The 22,098-nt window shown below is 70.0% G+C and carries 24 protein-coding genes and 1 tRNA gene; 9 read left to right on the top strand and 16 right to left on the bottom strand.

Annotated features, from left to right (window positions below):
* Position 1: 1 nt before the first annotated feature.
* From WFJ97_RS01510 to WFJ97_RS01445, 14 genes are all read right to left on the bottom strand, one after another.
* Complete coding sequence (locus WFJ97_RS01510) at positions 2-1,378, bottom strand: flagellar hook-length control protein FliK (RefSeq protein ID WP_336640244.1); 1,377 nt, start codon at positions 1,376-1,378, stop codon at positions 2-4.
* Positions 1,375-1,797: a hypothetical protein gene (locus tag WFJ97_RS01505; RefSeq protein WP_247622307.1), complete on the bottom strand. Its 423-nt coding sequence runs from the start codon at positions 1,795-1,797 to the stop codon at positions 1,375-1,377. The genes WFJ97_RS01510 and WFJ97_RS01505 overlap by 4 nt, the downstream gene beginning before the upstream one ends.
* Positions 1,794-3,122: a FliI/YscN family ATPase gene (locus tag WFJ97_RS01500; RefSeq protein WP_336640243.1), complete on the bottom strand. Its 1,329-nt coding sequence runs from the start codon at positions 3,120-3,122 to the stop codon at positions 1,794-1,796. The genes WFJ97_RS01505 and WFJ97_RS01500 overlap by 4 nt, the downstream gene beginning before the upstream one ends.
* Positions 3,119-3,775, bottom strand: a complete 657-nt coding sequence (locus tag WFJ97_RS01495) for a FliH/SctL family protein (protein WP_336640242.1) — start codon at positions 3,773-3,775, stop codon at positions 3,119-3,121. Before WFJ97_RS01495 ends, WFJ97_RS01500 begins: the two co-directional genes overlap by 4 nt.
* Entirely contained in the window at positions 3,772-4,851 is a 1,080-nt protein-coding gene (locus tag WFJ97_RS01490; protein ID WP_336640241.1) for a flagellar motor switch protein FliG, read from the bottom strand. The genes WFJ97_RS01495 and WFJ97_RS01490 overlap by 4 nt, the downstream gene beginning before the upstream one ends.
* Positions 4,848-6,485 (bottom strand): flagellar basal-body MS-ring/collar protein FliF, encoded by a 1,638-nt coding sequence (gene fliF / locus WFJ97_RS01485; RefSeq protein WP_336640240.1) that lies wholly within the window; start codon positions 6,483-6,485, stop codon positions 4,848-4,850. The genes WFJ97_RS01490 and fliF overlap by 4 nt, the downstream gene beginning before the upstream one ends.
* 2 nt (positions 6,486-6,487) lie before the next feature.
* The gene (gene fliE, locus WFJ97_RS01480; protein ID WP_404596296.1) at positions 6,488-6,808 is read right to left on the bottom strand and encodes a flagellar hook-basal body complex protein FliE; all 321 of its coding nucleotides are present in this window, start codon (positions 6,806-6,808) and stop codon (positions 6,488-6,490) included.
* Positions 6,808-7,200: a flagellar basal body rod protein FlgC gene (locus WFJ97_RS01475; RefSeq protein ID WP_247622302.1), complete on the bottom strand. Its 393-nt coding sequence runs from the start codon at positions 7,198-7,200 to the stop codon at positions 6,808-6,810. Before WFJ97_RS01475 ends, fliE begins: the two co-directional genes overlap by 1 nt.
* Positions 7,197-7,544 carry a flagellar basal body rod protein FlgB gene (locus WFJ97_RS01470; RefSeq protein ID WP_247622301.1) on the bottom strand — a complete coding sequence of 116 codons (348 nt, stop codon included), beginning with the start codon at positions 7,542-7,544 and terminating at the stop codon, positions 7,197-7,199. The genes WFJ97_RS01475 and WFJ97_RS01470 overlap by 4 nt, the downstream gene beginning before the upstream one ends.
* A 109-nt stretch (positions 7,545-7,653) precedes the next feature.
* Entirely contained in the window at positions 7,654-7,929 is a 276-nt protein-coding gene (locus tag WFJ97_RS01465) for a hypothetical protein (RefSeq protein ID WP_336640239.1), read from the bottom strand.
* A gap of 5 nt (positions 7,930-7,934) precedes the next feature.
* Positions 7,935-8,348 carry a flagellar export chaperone FliS gene (fliS, locus tag WFJ97_RS01460; protein WP_336640238.1) on the bottom strand — a complete coding sequence of 138 codons (414 nt, stop codon included), beginning with the start codon at positions 8,346-8,348 and terminating at the stop codon, positions 7,935-7,937.
* 20 nt (positions 8,349-8,368) lie between these two features.
* The gene (fliD, locus tag WFJ97_RS01455; protein ID WP_336640237.1) at positions 8,369-9,730 is read right to left on the bottom strand and encodes a flagellar filament capping protein FliD; all 1,362 of its coding nucleotides are present in this window, start codon (positions 9,728-9,730) and stop codon (positions 8,369-8,371) included.
* A gap of 101 nt (positions 9,731-9,831) precedes the next feature.
* Positions 9,832-10,695, bottom strand: coding sequence for a flagellin N-terminal helical domain-containing protein (locus WFJ97_RS01450; RefSeq protein WP_336640236.1), 864 nt, complete (start codon positions 10,693-10,695; stop codon positions 9,832-9,834).
* Between the two features lie 106 nt (positions 10,696-10,801).
* The gene (locus WFJ97_RS01445) at positions 10,802-11,659 is read right to left on the bottom strand and encodes a sigma-70 family RNA polymerase sigma factor (RefSeq protein ID WP_336640235.1); all 858 of its coding nucleotides are present in this window, start codon (positions 11,657-11,659) and stop codon (positions 10,802-10,804) included.
* Positions 11,660-11,854: 195 nt separating this feature from the next.
* Between WFJ97_RS01445 and WFJ97_RS01440 the strand changes: the two genes are divergently transcribed.
* From WFJ97_RS01440 to WFJ97_RS16440, 3 genes are read left to right on the top strand one after another with little or no spacing between them, the layout of a single operon-like run.
* A complete protein-coding gene (locus tag WFJ97_RS01440; protein WP_247632088.1) occupies positions 11,855-12,448 on the top strand; it encodes a molybdopterin-dependent oxidoreductase in 594 nt (197 codons plus the stop codon).
* The gene (locus WFJ97_RS01435) at positions 12,445-13,170 is read left to right on the top strand and encodes an FAD-binding oxidoreductase (protein ID WP_336640234.1); all 726 of its coding nucleotides are present in this window, start codon (positions 12,445-12,447) and stop codon (positions 13,168-13,170) included. The genes WFJ97_RS01440 and WFJ97_RS01435 overlap by 4 nt, the downstream gene beginning before the upstream one ends.
* Positions 13,170-13,511 carry a DUF6510 family protein gene (locus WFJ97_RS16440; protein WP_442928423.1) on the top strand — a complete coding sequence of 114 codons (342 nt, stop codon included), beginning with the start codon at positions 13,170-13,172 and terminating at the stop codon, positions 13,509-13,511. The genes WFJ97_RS01435 and WFJ97_RS16440 overlap by 1 nt, the downstream gene beginning before the upstream one ends.
* On the opposite strand, the gene WFJ97_RS01430 is transcribed toward WFJ97_RS16440, so the two are convergent.
* Positions 13,471-13,543: transfer RNA gene (locus WFJ97_RS01430), tRNA-Val, on the bottom strand. The two genes, WFJ97_RS16440 and WFJ97_RS01430, sit on opposite strands and share 41 nt — an antisense overlap.
* Before the next feature lie 152 nt (positions 13,544-13,695).
* Here WFJ97_RS01430 and aceE point away from each other — a divergent pair.
* The 6 genes from aceE (at position 13,696) to WFJ97_RS01400 (ending at position 21,326) form a co-directional block, all read left to right on the top strand.
* A complete protein-coding gene (aceE, locus tag WFJ97_RS01425; protein ID WP_247632086.1) occupies positions 13,696-16,422 on the top strand; it encodes a pyruvate dehydrogenase (acetyl-transferring), homodimeric type in 2,727 nt (908 codons plus the stop codon).
* Between the two features lie 31 nt (positions 16,423-16,453).
* A complete protein-coding gene (locus WFJ97_RS01420) occupies positions 16,454-17,650 on the top strand; it encodes a PucR family transcriptional regulator (protein WP_247633966.1) in 1,197 nt (398 codons plus the stop codon).
* 100 nt (positions 17,651-17,750) lie between these two features.
* Positions 17,751-18,671 carry an ACP S-malonyltransferase gene (locus WFJ97_RS01415; protein ID WP_336640233.1) on the top strand — a complete coding sequence of 307 codons (921 nt, stop codon included), beginning with the start codon at positions 17,751-17,753 and terminating at the stop codon, positions 18,669-18,671.
* The gene (locus tag WFJ97_RS01410) at positions 18,668-19,669 is read left to right on the top strand and encodes a beta-ketoacyl-ACP synthase III (protein ID WP_336640232.1); all 1,002 of its coding nucleotides are present in this window, start codon (positions 18,668-18,670) and stop codon (positions 19,667-19,669) included. The genes WFJ97_RS01415 and WFJ97_RS01410 overlap by 4 nt, the downstream gene beginning before the upstream one ends.
* A 68-nt stretch (positions 19,670-19,737) precedes the next feature.
* Entirely contained in the window at positions 19,738-19,986 is a 249-nt protein-coding gene (locus WFJ97_RS01405) for an acyl carrier protein (protein WP_017830435.1), read from the top strand.
* A gap of 95 nt (positions 19,987-20,081) precedes the next feature.
* The gene (locus tag WFJ97_RS01400) at positions 20,082-21,326 is read left to right on the top strand and encodes a beta-ketoacyl-[acyl-carrier-protein] synthase family protein (RefSeq protein ID WP_336640231.1); all 1,245 of its coding nucleotides are present in this window, start codon (positions 20,082-20,084) and stop codon (positions 21,324-21,326) included.
* Positions 21,327-21,391: 65 nt separating this feature from the next.
* Here WFJ97_RS01400 and yczE read toward each other — a convergent pair whose 3' ends face one another.
* Positions 21,392-22,090 (bottom strand): membrane protein YczE, encoded by a 699-nt coding sequence (gene yczE, locus WFJ97_RS01395; RefSeq protein WP_336640230.1) that lies wholly within the window; start codon positions 22,088-22,090, stop codon positions 21,392-21,394.
* Between the last annotated feature and the right edge of the window lie 8 nt (positions 22,091-22,098).

Below are 22,098 nucleotides of genomic sequence, written 5' to 3'. Positions count from 1 at the left end.
CTCAGGCGAAGGTGTCGAGACCCGCGCCGGCGACGGCGAGGGCGGAAGTCGGGACGGAACGTCGATCGGGCGCATCGACACGAAGACCCGGGGCGACCACGGGGCCACTGCCGCGCCTGTCGCCCGCCTGTCCCCCGGCGCCGGGATCGGTTCCGGGCTGTGCGAACCGATCGGAACCTCCGGCATCCGTCGACGATGCGGATGAGGAGGTCAGCGAGAGGCTCGCGTGGGGCAGGACGGCGGCGAGGTCGCGACGCAGATCGGAGACGATCGCACGCAGCGCTTCGCGCCCGGCGTCGGTCGCTCCGACGAGCTCGACGCGCACGTCCCCGTTCTGGCCGATGTGCGCCCGCACGGTCACGGGGCCGAGGGTGTCGGGACTCACCGTCATCGTGAGTTGGTGGCTGCCGGCCGGGCGCTGGGCGATGTTGACGACGACCGGGGACACCTGGGTGGCGACGGATCGGGCGGATGCCGGGGGCTCCGGCGGCGAGGCGACCGCGACGGCGGGTGCCGACGCGGTCGCCGCGGGTGCGACGACCGGGGCGGACGGCGTCGCGGCCGCGGGGCCGGCGGGCCGATCCGAGGGGTCTGCAACGGTGCTGGGCGCAGGTGCGGCAGCAGTCGTGACCCCGGATGCCCCGGTCGACGATGGTGCGGACGGCGCAGCGGCGGGAAGAGCGGATGCCTCCACCCGCGTCGCGGCAGGCGCGGGGGCGAGGGTCGTCGGTGCAGCCATGACCGGCGGGACACCGTTCACCGGCCCAGCGGCGGACGACGGGCCCGTCGACGGCACGGAACCGGTGGGGTCCGGCGCCGCGGACGCGCGAGCGGGAGCTGCGGCGCGGTCGAGCGGGGCATCGGCATCCTCTCCCCCGGTCGCCGACGTCGGCGGCGCGAAGAGCGTGGAATCGATCCCGTCGTCGGCCGTCGCGTCGGAGCGGGAGGCGGAAGCGGTCTCCGTCGTTCCGGGCGTCGATCCATCGTCGGCGGCGAACGTCGTGGCCGTCGGCGCATCGGCGGGAACCGCGGTCGGGGCCGGCGTCGGAGCGGGAGCCGTGGCCATCGCGCTGATCATCGAGACGGCGTCGACGGGGACCGCACTCACCGATGTCTCGCCCGGCGCCGACTCCGTCGCATCCGTGGCGTGCTCTCCGGCACTCGGAGCGGCCGCGAGCTCCGTCGTCACGGTCGGCGCGAGGCGCTCCGATCCGTCCGTGCCGGTCGGGGCGTCGAGCATCCGTTCCGCGAGTTCCAGCGCGGCCCCGAACGACCTCGTCTCCGCGGGCGTCCCGCGTCCGGTCGGGGCCGCGCCCCCGGCGACGAGCGCGGCGAACGGGTCGGACGACGCCGTCCCTGCGGCGATCCCCGCCCTCATGCGGTGCGCTCCTCGCGCCGGCTGCGCACGACGGCGATCTCGTCGAGAGCCGTCTGCTCCGCGTGCTGCGCGATCCGGGCGCTCTCGACCCGGTGGGCGTCCTCGAGGCGTTCGAGGCCACGGAGCTCGCGGCGGGCCTCGACGTGGGCCGCCTTCGCCTCCGCCTCCTCGGCACGGCGCATCTCGGTGAGCGCCTGCACGTCGCTCAGGGCACTGCGTCCGGCGGCGCGAGCCGCGGCCATCGCGAGCAGGGTCGGCGCGTCGTCGACCTGTGCGCTGATCTCGGCGAGACTCACGACCGCTCCCTGTTCGGCGGTCTCGGCCTGCAGCCGCGCGGATGATGTGCGGGACAACTGCTCCGCGGCGACGCGCTCCTGCGCATCGCGCACGCGCAGGAGGCCGGCGAGGGGGAACGTCATGGCGTCAGTCCTCCGAACTCGGTGGTGAGGGCGGCGAGGAGCCGCCAGGAATCCTCGGTTGTGGTCAGATCGTCCATGCGCTGCGTCAGGAACGCGGCGATGGCCTGCTCGTTCGCGAGGGCGGCATCGACCAGTGGATTCGCCCCTGGCCGGTACGCACCGATGTCGATGAGGTCGTTCGCGCTGCGACGCGCGGCGAGCACGCTGCGCAGCGCCACCGCATGCGCTCGCTGCTCGGAGGTCGTGATCTTCGAGACGACGCGCGAGATCGACCCCAGCGCATCGACGGCCGGGAAGTGGCCGCGCACTGCGAGGGCGCGGTCGAGCACGACGTGCCCATCGAGGATGCCGCGGGCCGCGTCGGCGATCGGCTCGTTGTGGTCGTCCCCGTCGACGAGCACGGTGTACAGGCCGGTGACGGATCCGACCGGCCCCGTGCCGGCACGTTCGAGCAGGCGGGCGAGAACGGAGAAGGTCGACGGTGGATACCCGCGGGTCGCCGGTGGCTCGCCTGCGCTCAGCCCGATCTCACGCTGAGCCATCGCGACACGCGTGAGGGAGTCCATCATGAGCACGACGTCGTTCCCCTCCGCCCGGAAGCCTTCGGCGATGCGCGTGGCGACGAACGCCGAGCGCATGCGCACCATCGCCGGCTGGTCGGAGGTCGCGACGACCACCACCGAGCGCGCCAGGCCCTCGGGCCCGAGGTCGTCCTCGAGGAACTCACGCACCTCTCGACCGCGCTCACCCACCAGAGCGATCACGGTGACGTCGGCCGTCGAGCCGCGGGCGATCATCGACATCAGCGATGACTTGCCCACCCCCGATCCTGCGAACAGACCGAGGCGCTGTCCCGTGCCGACCGGGGTCAGCGTGTCGAGCACGCGGACGCCCAGTCCGAGTTGGCGGTCGATCCGCTGACGGTTCAGGATGCTCGGAGCCTCGTGATCCAGCGGGACGAACGCGGTGTCGCGGCCGAGCGGCCCCTTCCCGTCGATCGGGCGGCCGAGACCGTCGAGCACCCGCCCGAGCAGTGAGCGACCGGTCGGCACGCGCAGGCGCTCGCCGGTGTGCAGCACGCGGGCCCGCGCGGTGATCCCGTCCAGCGGTCCGAGCGGCATGCACCGCGCCGATCCGCCATCGACCGCGACGACCTCGGCATCCACGCGGCGTCCGTCCGCCACGTCGATCCGCACGCGGTCGCCGACCGCGGCATCGATGCCCACGACCTCCGCTCCGAGACCGAGCACGGACTTCACCGTGCCCGATCGCTCGGGGCGCGCGGCGTGGAGCACGCGCTCCCACGACACCGTGCGCGCAGTCATGCGAGAGCCTCGCGATCGCCATCGTCATCGCGGTCTTCGCCGCTCAGTGCAGCGCTCGCCCGACGCAGTGCCTCCGCGACGCGCACGTCGACCGCGCCATCGGCGATCTGCACGATGGCGCCGCCGGGCGAGACGGATGCATCGTCGATCATCTCGACGCCGTGCAACGCGGCCACGGCATCCGCATCCGCGCGCAGGATCTCGCCGTCCCGTGGATGCACGGCGACGCGCGTCCACCGGTCCACGGGCATCTCGGCGAGGGCCCTGCGGAGCGCGTGCGCGGCCGAGCGCGCCGGGTCCGACAGCTCCGCGCCGAGGATCGCGGCCGCGAGCTCCACCGCGAGCTCCTCGATTCGGTCCGCCGAGAGAGCGCTGGTCGTCCGGACGCGATCCGCCACCGCCGATCGCGCATCGTCGAGTGCGGTCAGGGCGCTCTCGTACCGCACCGCCTGCGCATCGCGCTCCTGTTGGAGCCGCTCGGCCTCGGCGGCCCGCTGCGCCCGCGCCTCGTCGAGCGCGATCCGGCGCCCCTCCGCGAACCCTTCCGCATAGCCGCGCGTGCGCGCCCGAGCGGCCTCGTCGCGCACGTCGGTCGGGGTCTCCCCCACGCGCGGCACGACGAGCGGGGTGAAGGCGGTGTCGGAGAGCGTCATTCGATCAGCTCGTCCTCGTCCTCGCGGGAGATCGTGATCTCCTCCGCCGCCTCGAGCTCGCGGATGATGCGCACGACCTCGGCCCGCGCCTCGTCGACCTGACGCACGCGCACCGATCCGAGCACCCGTGCTTCCTCGGCGAGGTTCTCCTTGTTCCGCTCGGTCATGTTGCTCGTGACCTTGAGAGCGATCTGCTCGTCCGCCCCCTTGAGAGCGAGAGCCAGGACCCGCAGATCGATCCCGCGCAGCACGCGCTGCGCATCCCGGTCCTCGAGACGCGTGAAGTCGGCGAACGTCACCATGCGGCTGCGGATGTCCTCGGCCAGGGCGAGGTCGCGTCCCTCGAGGCTCGCCAGCAGCGACTTCTCGAGCGCGGTGTCGGAGCGGCTGATGATCTCGACCAGGGGCTGCACGCCGCCGATGGACTCGTGATTGTCGCGCATCGCGAAGACCCCGGTGCGCGTGCGCAGGGAGTCGGCGACGATCGAGATGGCCTCCTGCGTGGCGGTGCCCATCGTGGCGATCGCCTGCGCGACGTCGGTGCGCAGCGGATCCTGCAGGGCGGCGAGCACGGCGGCGGCACGATCCGCCCGCAGGTTCGCGAGCACGACCGCGACCGTGGTCGGCAGCTCTCCCTCGAGGATCGTGGCGAGCTGGGCGGGATCGGCCGCGTTCAGGAAGTCGAACGACACCGCGCCCTGCGACATCACCCTGCCGACCATCCCGACCGCCTTCTCCCGGCCGAAGGCGGTCTCCAGCAGTCCGGTCGCGAGCTCCTGCCCGCCGCGCGAGGGCACCGATCCGCCCGTCGCGATGCGGGTGAAGGCGGCGAGAGCGCGGGCCGTGGCGGCGAGGTCGACGCCGCCGAGCTGCGTGAGCTCCGCGGCGAGCAGCTCCGACCGGTCCTCGCCGAGAAGACGGAGCACCTCGGCGCTCGCCTCGCGGTCCATGTTCAGGAGCACGATGGCCGCCTGCCGCAGTCCGCTCATCGGAGCGATCGCCTGACCGGACGCGGCGACGACGGCCTCCGTGATCTGCTCGGTCGGGGCATCCGGGGATTCGATCTGCATGCTCATACGGTCGACTCGTCCATCAGGCTCGCCAGCGCGGTAGCGGTGGCTTGGGGTTCGCGGCGGGCGATGTCGTCGATCTCACGGCGACGACGCTCGACGAGGATCTGCTCCCGCTCGGGCTCCTCCTCGACGTCGAGGAGGGTCGGTGAGACCTGCGGCAGCAGCGGTGCCGTCAGGGCTTCGCGGTCCTGCAGACCCTTGAGCGACTTGAGCTTCTGCTCCTCGCTCTCGGTCAGGGTCGCGAGGTACTCGATCGGGCCCTCGTCGGTGTAGGCGATGCGGCGCTTCATGCGCAGGCGGATCGACAGGAAGACGACGAGGATGATCACGGCGAGCAGGATCGAGCCGCCGATGATCGCCGACCGCACGAGCTCCTGCTGGAACTGCGCGGCCTGCTCGGCCTCGGCCGCCGCCAGTGCGGTCTGCGCGGCGTTCGCGCCGGCGCCGGCGAACTCCACGAACTCGACGGCGATCGTGTCGCCGCGCTCGACATCGATGCCGGCGGCCGAGGCGACGAGGGTCTCGATCTGCGCCGCGGTCACGCCCGTCACGGTGCCGCGGTTGAGCGCGATGCTCACGGTCTGCCGGGTCACCTCGCCGGCGGGGGTGATCGTCTTCTCGGTCGACTTGTTGACGGCGTTGTTGCGCGAGGTCTCCTCGAACTCGTACGCGCCGTCGCCGTCCGCACCGTTGGGCACCGCGATGTTGTCGGGGCCGAGCACACCGGTGCCCCCGCCCTGCCCGCCGGTGTAGGTCTCGGTCTTCGTCTGCTCCGAGGCGCTCAGGTCGCCCTCGGGGGCCGAGTAGGTCTCGTCCATCCGCTCGGAGGTCGAGTTCGCGACGTCCGCCGACACCGTCACGGTCGCGTTCCCCGGTCCGACGATCGTCTCCAGCATCCGGTTCACCGACGCGGCCACCCGGGCTTCGTGCTCGGTCGCCTGCTTCGACGAGTTTCCGGCCACGCCCGAGCCGACGGCCGAGAGCACCGTGCCGTTCTGGTCGGTGACCGCGACGTCCTCCGGCGTCATGCCCGGAACCGACGCGCTCGTGAGGTGGATGATCGCCTCGATCTTCTCGTCGCTGAGCGTCGCCCCGTTGCGGGTCTTCACGAACACCGATGCGGTGGGGGTCTGCTGCTCCGAGACGAACACGCTCTCCTCGGGGATGGCCAGCTGCACCGACGCCGTGCTGATGCCGTCCATCGCGCCGATCGTGCTCGCGAGCTCGCCCTCGATCGCGCGCTTGTAGGTGACCGACTGCTGGAACTCGCTCGCGGTGACGCCCATCTTGTCGAGCAGGGTGTATCCCTCGCTCGTGTCACCGGGGAGCCCGGCGGATGCTGCCGCCAGCCGCTGCGCGTAGACCTGGTCGTCGGGCACGAGGATCGTGGCGCCGCCCTCGGCGAGCTCGTAGCCGACCCCCGCCGACTTGAGCTGGTCGACGACCGCCGAGGCGTCGCCGGCGCTGAGTCCGGTGAAGAGCGGGCTCATCTGCGGCTTGGTGAGCCAGGCCCCGAGTGCGACGGCCCCCATCACCAGCAGCGCGACGCCGATGATCGCGATCGTGCGCTGAGCGATGCTGAAGCCCGAGACGATCAGCTTCACGCGTTCGAAGGAGTTCGTGATCACCTTCGGCATGATCAGGCCTGCATCCGCATGATCTCGTTGAACGCCGAGACGCTGCGGTCACGGATCGCGACCACGAGGTCGAGCGTCACGCCGGCGCGGGCGGAGGCGATCATGGCCTGGTGGATGTCCTGCAGGTCACCGGTGACGGCCTGCACGGCGAGCTCGTTCGAGGTCGACTGCAACTGCTGCAGGTTCTCGATCGCGCCGGACATCGAGGTCGCGAAGGCGCCCGCCGAGGCGGACGATCCGGTGCCGTCGGCACCGGATTCGAAGCTGAGGGCCGACATCGGACTGACGCCGGCGGCGGAGATCGCGTCGATGGGGGTCGACATCAGTTGCGTCCGATCTGCAGGGCGGCCTCGTAGGTGGTCTTGGCGCGGTCGACGACGGCGGCGTTCGCCTCGTAGCCGCGCTGGGCGAGGATCAGCATGCTCATCTGGTCGCCGAGTTCGACGTTCGGGTACTGGACGTACCCGTCCTCGTTCGCATACGGATGCTCGGGGTCGTAGACGAGCTTCGCCTCGGCCTCCGATTCGACGACCCCGGCGACGAAGACGCCCGGGCTCTCGGTACCCGCCTGCACCGTGACGAACTTCTCCCGGAACGCCTCTTCACCGGCCGGTGTGGCGGTGTTGACGTTCGCGATGTTGTCGCTGAGCGCGTCGAGCCACTTGCGGTGCACGTTCAGTCCGGTGCCGGCGATGCCGATCGCGTCGAAGGTCATGCGGATGCCTGGCCGATCGCCTTGGTGATCGAGGCCGCCTGGCCGCCGATCGCCTGGCTGGCGAACTGGAACCGGAGCACGGTGTCGATGTTCGACAGCGTCTCGGTGTCGAGGTTCACATTGTTGCCGTTCAGGCGGGTGGGCTCGAGCGAGCGCTCGACGGTCGCGGCGACCGACCCCGATCCGCCGTCGACCGCGCGACGCAGCTCGTCCTCGAACTGCACCCGCTTCGCCTGGTAGCCGGGCGTGTTGACGTTCGCGATGTTCTCGGCGATGGAACGCTGGCGCAGGGCCAGACCGTCGAGCGCGCTGATCAGCGCGGAGGATGTTACGGATTCGAGCACGGCGGCACCCCGGATGTGTGGTGGAGAAGCCGATCCGTGGCCTGCGTCGAGCGATCCGTGCTCGTGGCCGACTATCGCGACAGTGCGGTGCCGGCGTAACCGCCGCCGCTCATCCTTCGACGTCGAGGTACGCGGGAGCGTCGGGCGACCCCGTCGGCACCCGACGCAGCGCGGCGAGTTCACGCGCCACGTTCGCCCGCGAGGCGGTGAGTCCGCGGATCATCATCTGCTGACGCGCCAGCACCGCCTCCGCGCGTTCGCGCAGCTCTTCGGGCACGGGTCCGGGAGGCCGCTCGAAGGTCGGGTCGAGCTGGTCGTCGGCGGCATCGAGCGCCCGCTCGAACGTATCGAGCACGGCCAGCCACGACGCGAGGTTGTCGGTCATGCGGCTCAGCCCAGCGCGGATGCCGGGGCGGGAGCCGCGGCCGAGGTCACCGCTGCGGCCTGGTGCCACGCTTCGCGGAGCGGCGCGACGAGTTCGCGGCACTCCGCAGTGGCCAGCCGATCGCGGCCGATGTTCGCGGTGATCAGGCGCCCGCTGACGTAGGTGTACACCGCGCGCAGGTCGGCCGCGCCGTCCCAGGCGTCGGTGAGCGACCCGCTCAGCTCGGCGACGATCTGCTGGGCGTGGGTGAGGTGGGTGCCCGCGGCCGCCCAGTCCTCGGCATCCTGCGCGGCCCCGGCTCGATCGATGTCGACGAGCAGGCGGTCGTACAGCAGGGTGAGCAGACGCTCGGGCGAGGCCGAGGCGACCTGCTGCTCGAGGTACTGCTGCTTGGCGCGTTCCAGGGATGTCAGGGGCATCGCTTGTCTCTCCTCGGCGATCAGGACTTGGTGGCGGTGAGGGCGGCGAGCTGCCCGGTGAGCCACGACGACTGGGATTCGAGCTTCGACAGCTGCACCTCGAGCTGCGAGTACGTGCGCTCCAGGGTCGCCCGACGCTGCTCGAGACGGACGTCCCACCGCTCGACCTGCGTCTTGAGGGTCTTGACCTCGGACTCCTGCCCGGTGATGCGCTGCGTGAGCAGACCGTCGTACTTGTCGGAGTAGGTGTCGGCCACGCCCTCGAGGCGACCGGCGACGCCCGAGAACAGCTCCTGGGTCTTCTCGGGATCGTCGGCGAGTGCCTGGGCGAACTTCTCGGCGTCGAACGACAGCACGCCCTTTTCGTTGATCGAGATGCCGATGCTCGAGGGCGAGACCCCGTCGATCGGATGCTGCACGGCGTTGGCCAGGGCTGTGCGGAGGTTGCGCACGGTGCTGTCGCCGGTGAACACGCCGAGGGTGGTCTTCTCCCCCACCGCGCCGACCGTGGCCTTCGAACCGTTGTCGATGCGGGTGAGGAGACCGGCGATCTCCTTGATGAACGCCTCGGCCGTGGCCGTCTGCGCCTTCGCATCGAGGGCGACGGTGACCGTGACCGGGTCGGCGCTGGGCTTCGTGACCGTGACGGTGACGTCGTCGCCGACGGTGATCGTGTTGCTCGCGCTCGTCAGCACCTGCTCGGCCGAGGTCCCCGCGAAGAGGCGGATGCGGGCGTCGGCACCGGCCGTCAGCACGGCGGCTCCCGGCTCCGTGCCGAGGTCGATCGCGGTGCCCGCGTCGAGATCGTCGCCGTTGCCGCGGTGCAGCGTGAAGGTGTTCTCGGCACCGGTCTCTGCGGCGTTCAGTTGGATGCGCGAGAGCGGGGCGCCGTCGGCATCCGTCCCGGCGGGCACGACGGTCGCCGTTACCCCCGCCTTCGCGGCGTTGATGGCTTTGGCGAGATCGTGGGGCGATGCACCGGCGGGCGCGATCTCGGTGCGGGTCCCGTCGGCGGCCACCAGCGTGAACGCTCCTCCCCAGGAGCTCGCGCCCCCGGCCGCGGTGACGACCGAGTGCGCGGTGGCGACGGCGTCGACGACGATGCTCGTCGAGAAGGCGCTCGCCTTCGGCCCCGCGTTCACGGTGACGCTCTCGGACGACGACGTGGCGGTGAAGGCGGCCAGCGAGGTGGCGGACGCCGCGGTCTTGGCCTTCTCGACCAGCGCCTGCAGCGAGGTGTTCAATGACTGCAGGTTCGTGATGATCGAGGTGCGGTCGGTGATCTTGGTGGTGATCAGCTTCTTCGGGATCGCCGACACGTCCATGAGCGCGTCGATGAGCTCGCCGGTCTTCAGTCCGGAGACCAATCCGTCCAGTTTCATCCTCGGATGCCTTCCCTCGGGGCGTGTCGCAGGTCTTAGGGGAAGGCGCCCGGGCGGAGTGTCCCCCGCCCGGGCGCCCGGTGCGCCTCAGGCGCGGCGGCTCAACGGAGCAGCTGGAGAACGCCCTGGCCGGACTGGTTCGCCTGCGCGAGCATCGCGGTGCCCGCCTGCTGCAGGATGTTCGCAGCCGTGTACTTGACCATCTCGGCCGCCATGTCGGTGTCGGCGATGCGGCTCTTGGCCGCCGAGAGGTTCTCGGCCGAGACCTGCAGCGAGTTGATCGTCGACTCGAAGCGGTTCTGCACCGCACCGAGGTCGGCGCGGGCCGACGAGACGCTCTTGATCGCGGCGTCGACCGTGTCGATCGTCGTGGCGGCGACGGTCGGGTTGGCGAAGCCATCCGCAGTGGTGAGGATGTCGTCGCGCAGGTCTGCCGCCAGCGTGGCGATGTTCGCCGTGCCGAGGTTCACGGTGATCTGGCTCGAGGCGGAACCGTCGGCGCCGACCTGGAAGCTCAGCACACCGTTGCCCGCCGCGCCGGCGGTGCCGTCGAGCAGCTGGATGCCGTTGAAGTTGGCGCTCTCGGCGATGCGGTCGAGTTCGTCCACGAGCTGCGTCACCTCGGTGGTGATCGCCTTGCGCGAGTCCGCGTTGTTCGAGTCGTTACCGGCCTGCACCGCGAGGTCGCGCACGCGCTGCAGGATGGAGTGGACCTCGGTGAGCTGGCCTTCTGCGGTCTGGATGACCGAGATGCCGTCCTGAGCGTTGCGGGCTGCGACGTTCAGGCCGTTGACCTGCGAGCGCAGGCCCTCGGAGATGGCGAGGCCGGCGGCGTCGTCTGCCGCGCGGTTGATGCGCAGGCCGCTCGAGAGCTTCTCGAGCGACTTCGAGACGTCGTTCTGGTTGCTCGACAGGTTGCGGTACGAGTTGAGCGCGCTGACGTTGGTTGCGATCTGAAGACCCATGAGTATCCTCCGTGGTTATGGGACTGGAAGCGGGTCCATCCGTGGACCTGCACATCCCACATTCGCGACACCTCGCGCGGTCCGTAACCGGTGACCGACGGGAAAGTCAGATCGCGGGGAGGAGGTCTTCGCTGCGGTGCGCGCTCGCGGGCTTCTCCGGTCCGAAGAGCGCTCCGAAGAACTCGGCCTTCGCGGGGCTGGTGCGGTCGCCGGCGGTCCCCTGCTCCCAGGCCTCCATCGCCTCACGCATGAGAGCGAGACCGCGCGAGCGCAGCTTCGACACGTAGGCGTGGCTCACCTCCATCTCGTCGGCGAGGTCCTTGACCATGCGATCGTCGAGGTAGATCCCGCGGATCACCCGGCGCATCGCGTCCGGCAGCGCATCGAGCACGCGCACGACCATGTCACGCGTCTCGTTCTGCTCCGCGGCGAACTCGGGGAGCACGATGCTGTCGGTGAGATCGACCGCCTGTCGACCCGATTCGGGATCGAAGTGCTCCTCGAAGCTCGTGGCCGTGCGCACCATCGCATCCAGGTGCAGCATCTCGGCGACCGCCGCGATGTCGAGACCCGCTTCCTTCGCGACCTCGGTGGGTGTGCCGGCACGACCCGTGCGAGCGAGCACGGCGTCGCCGGCGGCGCGGATCAGCTCGATCTTGTCTCGCCCGCGCTCCCCGGCGGGGTCGGCGCGACGCATCTCCGAGAGCATCGCCCAGGTGATCTGCGTGCGGGCGAAGGCACCGAAGGGGATGCCGCGCTCGGGTTCGTAGGTCATCGCCGCGCGCGCGAGTCCGAGCCGAGCGGCCGACATGAGGTCGTCGAGGTCGACGTGCTCCGCCGTGCGAGCCTTCTCCAGCGCGAGGAACGTCGCCAACGCCATGTTGTCCCGCGCGAGCCGCTCGGCGGTGGCCGGGGCCGTCGCGCGCGATCCGGAGACAGCAGAGGAAGCAGAATCCTGCAGCAACGTGGCTCCTTGAGTTATCAACTGATTTACGTGTGAAGCTAGCAGGTTTTACACGTAGACAAGTAAATAATTGATTTCGCAGGAGTGTCGGATCGACTTCGCCACTCGTCGCGATGCGCGGACGTTCGACAGATGTCGTAGCGCGGCCGTCGCCCATCCGCTTGAATGACCCCACACGAGCGAAGGCAGGCGAGCATGAGTGTGATCTCCCGCGGATTCGGAGCGCGCAGACGAGAGTCCGATGAGCGGCTCCCTCCCGGTCAGTATCTGACCGGGGACTTCCCCGTGCTGTCGGCCGGACCGACGCCCCGGATCCCGACCGAGTCCTGGGAGTTCGTCGTCGTCGGTCGCGACGGGATTCGGCACACCTGGACGTGGGAGGAGTTGCACGCGCTCCCGATCGAGACGATCACCACCGACATCCACTGCGTGACCCGCTGGTCCAAACTCGGCACGCAGTGGCGCGGCGTCGCGGTCGAACGCCTCCTCGACGCAGTCGGCGACGATGCGGCATTCGCCGAGGTCTTCTCCTACGGCGGGTACACGACCAACCTCTCCCGCGACGACCTCGTCGGAGGGCGCGCATGGATCGCGCTGGAGTTCGACGGCGAGCCCCTCGCCCCCGAACACGGCGGGCCCGCACGCCTGCTCGTTCCGCACCTCTACTTCTGGAAGTCGGCGAAGTGGGTGCACGGGCTGAACCTGCGCGAGCACGATGCACCGGGATTCTGGGAGCAGAACGGCTACAACATGCACGGCGACCCCTGGAAGGAGGAACGGTACTGGTGACGACCGCACCGCTGTGGCGCCCGGCGACCGTCGTCACGACACGCAGCGCCGGCAGCCACGGGCGCATCCTCGGACTGCAGGTCGACGGCTGGCCGGGCAATCTCGCCGGGCAGCACGTGGACGTGCGCCTCACGGCCGAGGACGGCTACCAGGCCGTGCGGTCGTACTCGCTCGCCTCCTCCGGCCCCGGCGAGGTTCTCGAACTCGCGGTCGACGAGGTTCCCGACGGCGAGGTCTCCCCCTACCTGGTCGAAGACGTGCGGCCCGGCGATCAATTGGAGATCCGCGGACCGATCGGCGGCTACTTCGTCTGGACCCCCGATCGCCCCGAACCCGTTCAGCTGATCGCCGGCGGATCGGGCATCGTTCCCCTCATCGCCATCGCCCGTGCACACGAGCGTTCCGGCAGCAGCGCGCCCATGCGGCTGCTGTACGCCGTGCGCTCGGCGTCGGACGCCTTCTACCTCGACGACATCGACCGCCTCGTCGGCAACGGCCTCGTCGTCGACTGGGCCTATTCGCGCGTCGCCCCGCCCGGCTTCGCACGACCCGCCGGACGGGTGGATGCCGCGACCATCGTCGCTTCGACGTTCGCCTCGTCGCTCGAACCGTCGGTCTACGTGTGCGGCCCGACCGGTTTCGTCGAGGCCGTCGCCGATCTCCTCGTCCTGGCGGGGCACGCCCCCGACCGCATCCGCACCGAGCGCTTCGGAGGAGCCTGATGGAACACACTCCCGAACCCCGGACCGTCCGGCGCGTCGACGGCAACGCCGCCGGCGGGTATCTGCTCGAGATCTTCGGCAGGGACATGACCGGCGCGCGAGCGCGATGCGCGCACTGCCTGCGCGCCGCGGTGGTGGCGGATGCTGTCGCTGAACTCGATGACACCGGCATGATCCTGCTCTGCCGCGGGTGCGGTCGCACTCTGCTGACGTATCTGCGCGCGGGCGGGAGCGCGACGCTCACGATCGGCACCCTCACCCACCTCGAGTGGGACGAGGATCGTGCGATGGATTCTGAGGTGGGCCCTGCCGGGATCGAACCGACGACATCCACGGTGTAAACGTGGCGCTCTACCAGCTGAGCTAAAGGCCCTGGTGCGTCCAGTGTATCCGTATGCGGATGCGCACCCGCATGGTGGAAGAGGACTAGGCTGAGGACGGCGCGCGTTGTGCACAGCCGACAAGGCTGCCCGCGTCGCTTCCCGTTTCCTTGGCATGACCTGCCAGCTTGACGAAAGGCTCCCCGTGACCGTCCACGACCAGGATCCGTACTCTCAGGACTCTCTCGACAGCGACCCGGAAGAGACGGGTGAGTGGCAGCAGTCGCTCGATGAGCTCGTCGATGCCAAGGGCCACGGCCGTGGGCGCGAGATCATGCTCAGCCTTCTGAAGCGCTCGAAGGAGCTGCACCTGGGCGTGCCGATGGTTCCGACCACCGACTACATCAACACGATCGCACCCGAGAACGAGCCCGAGTTCCCCGGTGACGAAGAGGTGGAGCGCCGCTACCGCGCGTGGATCCGCTGGAACGCCGCCATCACGGTGCACCGCGCACAGCGCCCCGGCATCAGCGTCGGCGGGCACATCTCGACCTACGCGTCGTCGGCCGCGCTCTACGAGGTGGGCTTCAACCACTTCTTCAAGGGTGCCGACAACCCCGGCGGCGCCGACCAGATCTTCATCCAGGGCCACGCCTCGCCCGGCACCTACGCCCGCTCCTTCCTCGAGGGCCGACTGAGCGAGGACCAGCTCGACGGCTTCCGCCAGGAGAAGTCGCACGCCCCGCACGGCCTGCCCTCCTACCCGCACCCGCGCCTGATGCCGGAGTACTGGCAGTTCCCGACCGTGTCGATGGGCCTCGGCCCGATCAACGCGATCTACCAGGCGATGTCGAACAAATACCTCGAGAACCGCGGCATCAAGGACACCTCGCAGTCTCACGTCTGGGCCTTCCTCGGCGACGGCGAGATGGACGAGGTCGAGAGCCGCGGACAGCTCCAGGTCGCGGCGAACGAGGGACTCGACAACCTGACCTTCGTCGTCAACTGCAACCTCCAGCGTCTCGACGGCCCGGTGCGCGGCAACGGCAAGATCGTGCAGGAGCTCGAGTCGTTCTTCCGCGGTGCCGGCTGGAACGTCATCAAGGTCGTCTGGGGCCGTGAGTGGGACGACCTCCTCGCCCGCGACACCGAGGGTGCGCTGCTCAACCTCATGAACGTCACGCCCGACGGCGACTTCCAGACGTTCAAGGCCGAGTCCGGCGGATACATCCGCGAGCACTTCTTCGGACGCGACGAGCGCGCCGCCGCCCTCGTCGAGAACTACTCCGACGACGACATCTGGAACCTCAAGCGCGGTGGCCACGACTACCGCAAGGTCTACGCCGCGTTCAAGGCCGCGACCGAGCACAAGGGCAAGCCCACCGTCATCCTCGCGAAGACCGTCAAGGGCTACGGCCTCGGTCCGCACTTCGAGGGCCGCAACGCGACCCACCAGATGAAGAAGATGACGCTGGACAACCTCAAGACGTTCCGCGACGCCATGCACATCCCGATCACGGACGCGCAGCTCGAGGAGAACCCGTACCTGCCCCCGTACTACAACCCGGGCCCCCAGGACGAGACCATCCAGTACATGTTGGAGCGCCGCAACAACCTCGGCGGCTTCCTGCCCGAGCGTCGTTCGACGCACGTCGGTCTCTCGCTGCCCGACGACACCGCCTACGCACTCCCGAAGAAGGGCTCCGGCACGCAGGAGATCGCCACGACCATGGCGTTCGTCCGACTGCTGAAGGACCTGCTGCGCTCGAAGGACTTCGGCCACCGCATCGTGCCGATCATCCCCGACGAGGCACGCACCTTCGGTATGGACGCGTACTTCCCGACGGCGAAGATCTACAACCCGAACGGCCAGCACTACACCTCGGTCGACCGCGAGCTCCTCCTCGCCTACAAGGAGAGCCCGCAGGGCCAGATCGTGCACGTCGGCATCAACGAGGCGGGCGCCCTCGCGGCGTTCACCGCTGCCGGCACGTCGTACGCCACGCACGGCGAGCCGCTGATCCCGATCTACCTCTTCTACTCGATGTTCGGCTTCCAGCGCACGGGCGACGCCCAGTGGGCGGCGGGCGACCAGATGGCGCGCGGTTTCATCATGGGCGCCACCGCCGGTCGCACCACCCTGACGGGTGAGGGCCTGCAGCACGCCGACGGGCATTCGCACCTGTTGGCCGCGACCAACCCTGCGACGATCTCGTACGACCCCGCGTACGGTTACGAGATCGCGCACATCGTGCGGTCGGGTATCGAGCGCATGTACGGCGGCGAGCACGAGGACCCGAACGTGATGTACTACATCACGCTCTACAACGAGCCCATCGTGATGCCCGCCGAGCCCGAGAACGTGGACGTCGACGGCATCGTGCGCGGCATCCACCGCATCTCGGTCGGCGAGGGCGAGGGCCACCGCGCCCAGCTCTTCGCCTCGGGTGTCGGACTCCCCTGGGCCCTCGAAGCGCAGGAACTGCTGAAGAACGACTGGGGCGTGATCGCCGATGTCTGGTCGGTCACCTCGTGGACCGAGCTGCGCCGCGACGGCCTCGCCGCCGACGAGCACAACTTCCTGCACCCGGAGGAGGAGCCCCGCACGGCCTACCTCACCCAGAAGCTGCAGGGCGCCGAGGGTCCGGTCATCGCGGTGAGCGACTTCATGCACGCCGTCCAGGACCAGATCCGCCCGTGGGTCCCGCAGCGTTTCGCGACGCTCGGCGCCGATGGCTTCGGGTTCTCCGACACCCGCGCCGCGGCACGTCGCTTCTTCAAGATCGACGGCCCGTCGATCGTGGTGCGCACGCTGCAGTCGCTCGCCGAGGACGGCGTCGTCGACCGCTCGCTGGCCGCGCAGGCCATCGCGAAGTACAGCCTTCACGATGTCAACGCCGGAACCAGCGGCAACGCGGGTGGCGAAAGCTGAGTCATCGGTGACAGGTTCGTCTCCCGCCGGCATGGACAAGGCCGCGACCCTCGCCTGGCTGCGCCGGATCTCCGGTGACATCGCCTCGGTGACGATCAAGCGCCTGGAAGACACGCTGCCCTGGTACGCCGACATGCCACCAGCCCGCCGCTCTGCGGTCGGGCTGGTGGCCCAGGCGGGCATCACATCGTTCATCCAGTGGTACGACGACCCCACCTCGACGCCGTGGATCGCGGCCGACATCTTCGCCGCCGCTCCGCGGGAGCTGCTGCGCAGCGTGAGTCTGCAGCAGACCCTGCAGCTGATCCGCGTGACCGTCGAGGTCACCGAGGAGCGCGTCGCCGGCAAGGGTGAGAACATCCGCGAGGCGATCCTGCTCTACTCCCGCGACGTCGCCTTCGCGGCCGCCGACGTCTACGCTCGCGCGGCGGAGGCCCGGGGACTCTGGGATGCCCGACTCGAGGCGCTCGTGGTCGACTCGATCCTCACGGGCGAGGCCGACGAGGAGCTCCCCAGCCGGATCGCCGCCCTCGGGTGGCACGGTCACGGTGAGGTCGCCGTGCTCGTGGGCACGACTCCCCCGCAGTTCGACGTCGACCAGGTGCGGCGCACCGCCCGCAAGCTGGCGGTCGACGTACTGATCGGCGTGCAGGGGTCACGACTCGTCCTCGTACTCGGCCGCGCCCGTGACGAGGAGCAGGAGACCGACGACGACGAGCTCACGTTCCTCGAGATCGCGTCTCGACTGGAGCCCTCGTTCGGCCCGGGCTACGTCGTGCTCGGTCCCGCCGTCGTCGCGCTCGTAGACGCCAGCCAGAGCGCCCGCGCAGCACTCGCCGGTTTCGCGGTCGCCCGCGCCTGGCGCAGCGCCCCGCGTCCGGTCGAGGCCGACGATCTGCTTCCGGAGCGGGCACTCGCCGGTGATCCGCTGGCCAAGCAGACGCTCATCGAGCGGATCTACCGCCCATTGCAGGCGCATTCGACCGACCTGGTCACGACGCTCTGGAGCTATCTCGACAACGGCCGCTCGCTCGAGGCGACGGCCCGCGAGCTCTTCGTGCATCCGAACACCGTGCGCTACCGGCTCAAGCGCGTCAGCGAGGTCATCGGCTGGGATGCCACCGGCCCGCGCGAGGCGTTGATCCTGCAGACGGCCCTGATCCTCGGTTCGATCGGCGCCGCCGACCAGTCCCGACGCCGCCCGTCGCAGCGTCGGGTGCCGCGCTGACCCGCGTTTCCCGCGGCGCTGTGCGCCACACACAAGCGTTCTTCGGAATCTTGTGATGAATCATCCACCGCTTGCCTCCGATCATTGGCAGACTGGGGATGTGATTGTCGTCGTATGCCCTGGTCAGGGCTCGCAGACCCCCGGTTTCCTCGCCCCTTGGCTCGAGCTCGACGGGGTGGCCGAGCGCCTCGCGTCGTACTCCGACGCAGCAGAGGTCGATCTCCGCCTCCACGGCACAGAATCGGATGCCGACACCATCCGCGACACGCGCATCGCGCAGCCGCTGATCGTGGCCGCATCGCTCATCGCGGCCGACGCCCTGAACGCCCGCGCCGGGCGCCGGGCCGACGGCATCGCCGGCCACTCGGTCGGCGAGATCGCCGCCCTGGTGGGCAGCGACGTGATCGATGCCGAGACGGGCATGCGCCTGGTCGGCATCCGCGGACGGGCGATGGCGGATGCCGCGGCGCAGACCCCCACGGGCATGAGTGCGGTCCTCGGTGGCGATGAGACGGCTGTCCTCGCTCGACTCGACGACCTCGGTCTGTCGCCTGCGAACTACAACGGCGGCGGCCAGATCGTCGTCGCGGGCGAGCTCCCCGCGCTCGAGGCCCTCGCCGCAGAACCCGTCAAGGGCACCCGGGTGATCCCGCTGCAGGTGGCCGGTGCCTTCCACACGACCTACATGGCTCCCGCCGTGGCCGTGCTGCGGGACGCCGTCGCCGAGGTCACCCCCGCCGACCCGACGCTGACCCTCTGGACGAACCGCGACGGATCGGTCGTCACCCGCGGCGCGCAGGCCCTCGACTACCTGGTCGACCAGGTCTCGTCGCCCGTGCGCTGGGACCTCTGCATGGCGTCGTTCGCCGATCAGGGCATCACCGGCCTGATCGAGCTCGCTCCCGCCGGTGCGCTCACCGGACTCGCCAAGCGCGGTCTGCGCGGCGTTCCGAGCGTCGCCGTCAAGACCCCCGAAGACCTCGATGCGGCCGTCGCGCTGCTGAACGGAGAAGCCGCATGAGCGCCACCCTGACGCAGGCCACGGGCCCCGCTTTCACCCGCATCTACTCGTACGGCGCCGCGCGCGGCGAGAACGCCGTGCCCAACGACGACCTGATCGGTCCGATCGACTCGAGCGACGAGTGGATCCGCCAGCGCACGGGAATCATCACGCGTGTGCGCGCCGACAAGGGCACGGACGCGATCGACCTCGCGTCCGAAGCCGCCGCCGAGGCGATCGAGAAGGCCGGGATCCCGGCCGACCAGATCGACCTCGTCATCGTCGCGACCATCAGCAACCCGAAGCAGTCCCCCTCGGTCTCCGCGATCGTCGCCGACCGCGTGGGTGCGAACCCCGCAGCGGCCTACGACATCAACGCCGCCTGCGCGGGATACGCCTACGCCGTGGCCCAGGCCGATGCCCTCATCAAAGCGGGGGCCGCGCGCTACGCGCTGGTGATCGGCGCCGAGAAGCTGTCCGACATCGTCGATCCCGCCGATCGGAGCATCTCCTTCCTGCTCGGTGACGGCGCCGGCGCCGCCGTGATCGGCCCGAGCGACACCCCCGGCATCGCGCCCGCAGTGTGGGGTTCCGACGGCTCGAAGGCGGATGCCGTGGGCATGAACGGCACCCTGACGCAGTTCCGCGACGGCGAGGTGCCGTGGCCGACCCTCCGCCAGGAAGGTCAGACGGTTTTCCGCTGGGCGGTCTGGGAGATGGCGAAGGTCGCCCGCGAGGCGCTGGACCGCGCCGGCGTCGAGGCATCCGACATCGCCGCCTTCATCCCCCACCAGGCGAACATGCGCATCATCGACGAATTCGCCAAGCAGTTGAAGCTCCCGGAGACCACGGTGATCGCCCGTGACATCGAGACGACGGGCAACACCTCGGCCGCATCGATCCCGCTGGCCAGCCACCGTCTGATGGCCGAGCACCCCGAGCTCTCGGGCGGACTCGCCCTGCAGATCGGCTTCGGCGCGGGCCTCGTGTTCGCGGCTCAGGTCGTCGTGCTCCCCTGACCGGGGCCCGACTTTCCCTAGACTGTTCCACGGTTCCGAAAACAACCCGTAAGAAAGAGGAAGACCACATGGCTTTCACCAACGATGAGGTCCTCGCCGGCCTCGCAGAGCTCATCACCGACGAGACCGGCATCAACGCCTCCGAGGTCGCTCTCGAGAAGTCGTTCACCGACGACCTCGACATCGACTCGATCTCGATGATGACGATCGTCGTCAACGCCGAGGAGAAGTTCGGCGTCACCATCCCCGACGACGAGGTCAAGAACCTGAAGACCGTCGGCGACGCCGTCAGCTTCATCGTCGCGGGCCAGGAGTAATCCACGAGGGATGCCACCCCCGCACCGTCGGGGCGTGGCATCCTCCGTCCTGCCCCCCACCCTGCTCTGAATCCCGTCCGACAAGGAACCACACCATGACCAAGCGCATCGTCGTCACCGGCATCGGCGCCACGTCCGCCATCGGCGGGACAGCTCCGGAGAACTGGACCAACCTCCTCGCAGGCGCCTCCGGCACCCGCGCCCTCGAGCACGACTGGGTCGCCCAGTACGAGCTCCCCGTCACCTTCGCCGCCGAGGCGATCGTGCGGCCCGAGGAGGTCCTCCCGCGCCACGAGGCCAAGCGCCTCGACCCGTCGTCCCAGTTCGCCCTGATCGCCGCCCGTGAGGCCTGGGCCGACGCGGGCTCCCCCGAGGTCGCCCCCGAGCGCCTCGGCATCGACTTCGCCACCGGCATCGGCGGCCTCTGGACCCTCCTCGACGCATGGGACACCCTGCGTGAGAAGGGACCCCGCCGCGTCATGCCGCTCACCGTCCCGATGCTCATGCCCAACGCCGCGGCCGGCAACCTCTCGCTCCAGTTCGGCGCCCGCGCCTACGCGCAGACCGTCGTGAGCGCCTGCGCCTCGAGCACCGAGTCGATCATCCACGCGTTCCACCACCTGCAGGAGGGGCTGGCCGACGTCGTCATCGCCGGTGGCACCGAATCGGCGATCCACCCGATCACGATGGCCTCCTTCGCCTCGGCACAGGCCCTGTCGCGTCGCAACGACGACCCCGCGACCGCTTCCCGTCCCGGCGCGATCGACCGTGACGGCTTCGTCATGGGCGAGGGTGCGGCAGCGCTCATCCTCGAGACCGAGGAGCACGCGAAGGCCCGCGGTGCGAAGATCTACGGCTACGTGCTCGGCGGCGGCGTGACGGCCGACGCCTACCACATCACCGGCAACGACCCCGAAGGCACGGGTGCGGCGCGCGCCGTCACCCAGGCGCTCGAGGAGGCGGGCATCACCGCCGATCAGGTCACGCACATCAACGCGCACGCGACGTCGACCCCGGTCGGAGACCCGAACGAGTACGTCGCGCTCAAGAAGGTCTTCGGCAACCGCATCGACGAGATCCCCGTGTCGGCGACCAAGGCATCGACCGGTCACCTGCTCGGCGGCACCGGCGCACTCGAGGCGATCTTCGCGCTGCTCGCGCTGCGCGACCGCGTCGCCCCGCCCACCATCAACATGACCGAGCCCGACCCCGCCGTGCCGTTCCGCCTCTCCGGCGAGCCGACGCCACTGGGTGACGGCCCGCAGTACGCCATCAGCAACTCCTTCGGTTTCGGCGGTCACAACGCCGTTGCAGTGTTCGCAGCGGCCGACAACGACTGAGTCCCGCACACGACGACGGCCCCCGGAGATACTCCGGGGGCCGTCGTCGTGTGTCGGGGGCGCGTTCAGCTCGGCACGGACGCCGCGGGCGGGGCGAGCCGCTGGGACCGTGCCACGCGCATCCGGGTGATCCGCGGCAGGAACCAGCCGATCAGCGGACCGACGCCGAAGGCGAAGAGCACCGTGCCCACGCCGACCGGCCCACCGAGCACGAAGCCGACCAGCAGGACGCTCCCCTCGATCAACGTCCGCACGATCCACACCTTCCAGCCGGTGCGGCGCACGAGTCCGGTCATGAGTCCGTCGCGCGGTCCCGGGCCGAAGTCGGCGGCGATGTAGAGTCCGGTCGCGAAGGCGAGCAGCAGCAGACCGAGGATGAACATCGGCGCTCCGATCCAGACGGTCGGCGGAGCGGGCAGCACGAGCAGCGTGAGGTCGGCGGCGGGGCCGACCATCAGTGCGTTCAGCAGCGTGCCGAGGCCGACTCGCTGCCGCAGAGGGATCCACAGCAGCAGCACGACGATCGAGACGAGCACGGTCACGGTGCCGTAGCCGATGCCCGAACTCCCCGAGACGCCGAGTGCGAGCACATCCCAGGGAGCGACGCCGATCCCGCCCCGCACCATGAACCCGAGCGCCACGCCGTAGAGGAAGAGACCGAGCACGAGCTGCCCGAGGCGCTCGACGAGGTCGCGCCGACTCGTGGCGGTGACGGGCAGGAAGACGGCGCGCAGGTGCATCTCTCCATGGTGGATGCCGGTCACGCTCCGAA

Origin of the sequence: Microbacterium sp. USHLN272 (genome assembly GCF_037149655.1) — a bacterium.
Lineage (GTDB): Bacteria > Actinomycetota > Actinomycetes > Actinomycetales > Microbacteriaceae > Microbacterium > Microbacterium galbinum.
This window is presented reverse-complemented; position numbering and strand designations above follow the sequence as displayed.

Bases quoted from the DNA above. Each gene is read 5' to 3' on its own strand.
- WFJ97_RS01420 (WP_247633966.1), top strand. From the start codon at position 16,454: ATGGACAAGGCCGCGACCCTCGCCTGGCTGCGCCGGATCTCCGGTGAC.
- WFJ97_RS16440 (WP_442928423.1), top strand. From the start codon at position 13,170: ATGGAACACACTCCCGAACCCCGGACCGTCCGGCGCGTCGACGGCAAC.
- fliE (WP_404596296.1), bottom strand. From the start codon at position 6,808: ATGTCGACCCCCATCGACGCGATCTCCGCCGCCGGCGTCAGTCCGATG.
- WFJ97_RS01475 (WP_247622302.1), bottom strand. From the start codon at position 7,200: ATGACCTTCGACGCGATCGGCATCGCCGGCACCGGACTGAACGTGCAC.
- fliD (WP_336640237.1), bottom strand. From the start codon at position 9,730: ATGAAACTGGACGGATTGGTCTCCGGACTGAAGACCGGCGAGCTCATC.
- WFJ97_RS01500 (WP_336640243.1), bottom strand. From the start codon at position 3,122: ATGACTGCGCGCACGGTGTCGTGGGAGCGCGTGCTCCACGCCGCGCGC.
- WFJ97_RS01400 (WP_336640231.1), top strand. From the start codon at position 20,082: ATGACCAAGCGCATCGTCGTCACCGGCATCGGCGCCACGTCCGCCATC.
- fliS (WP_336640238.1), bottom strand. From the start codon at position 8,348: ATGCCCCTGACATCCCTGGAACGCGCCAAGCAGCAGTACCTCGAGCAG.
- fliF (WP_336640240.1), bottom strand. From the start codon at position 6,485: ATGCCGAAGGTGATCACGAACTCCTTCGAACGCGTGAAGCTGATCGTC.
- WFJ97_RS01450 (WP_336640236.1), bottom strand. From the start codon at position 10,695: ATGGGTCTTCAGATCGCAACCAACGTCAGCGCGCTCAACTCGTACCGC.
- WFJ97_RS01465 (WP_336640239.1), bottom strand. From the start codon at position 7,929: ATGACCGACAACCTCGCGTCGTGGCTGGCCGTGCTCGATACGTTCGAG.
- WFJ97_RS01410 (WP_336640232.1), top strand. From the start codon at position 18,668: ATGAGCGCCACCCTGACGCAGGCCACGGGCCCCGCTTTCACCCGCATC.
- WFJ97_RS01510 (WP_336640244.1), bottom strand. From the start codon at position 1,378: ATGAGGGCGGGGATCGCCGCAGGGACGGCGTCGTCCGACCCGTTCGCC.
- WFJ97_RS01490 (WP_336640241.1), bottom strand. From the start codon at position 4,851: ATGAGCATGCAGATCGAATCCCCGGATGCCCCGACCGAGCAGATCACG.
- WFJ97_RS01405 (WP_017830435.1), top strand. From the start codon at position 19,738: ATGGCTTTCACCAACGATGAGGTCCTCGCCGGCCTCGCAGAGCTCATC.
- WFJ97_RS01505 (WP_247622307.1), bottom strand. From the start codon at position 1,797: ATGACGTTCCCCCTCGCCGGCCTCCTGCGCGTGCGCGATGCGCAGGAG.
- WFJ97_RS01440 (WP_247632088.1), top strand. From the start codon at position 11,855: ATGAGTGTGATCTCCCGCGGATTCGGAGCGCGCAGACGAGAGTCCGAT.
- WFJ97_RS01495 (WP_336640242.1), bottom strand. From the start codon at position 3,775: ATGACGCTCTCCGACACCGCCTTCACCCCGCTCGTCGTGCCGCGCGTG.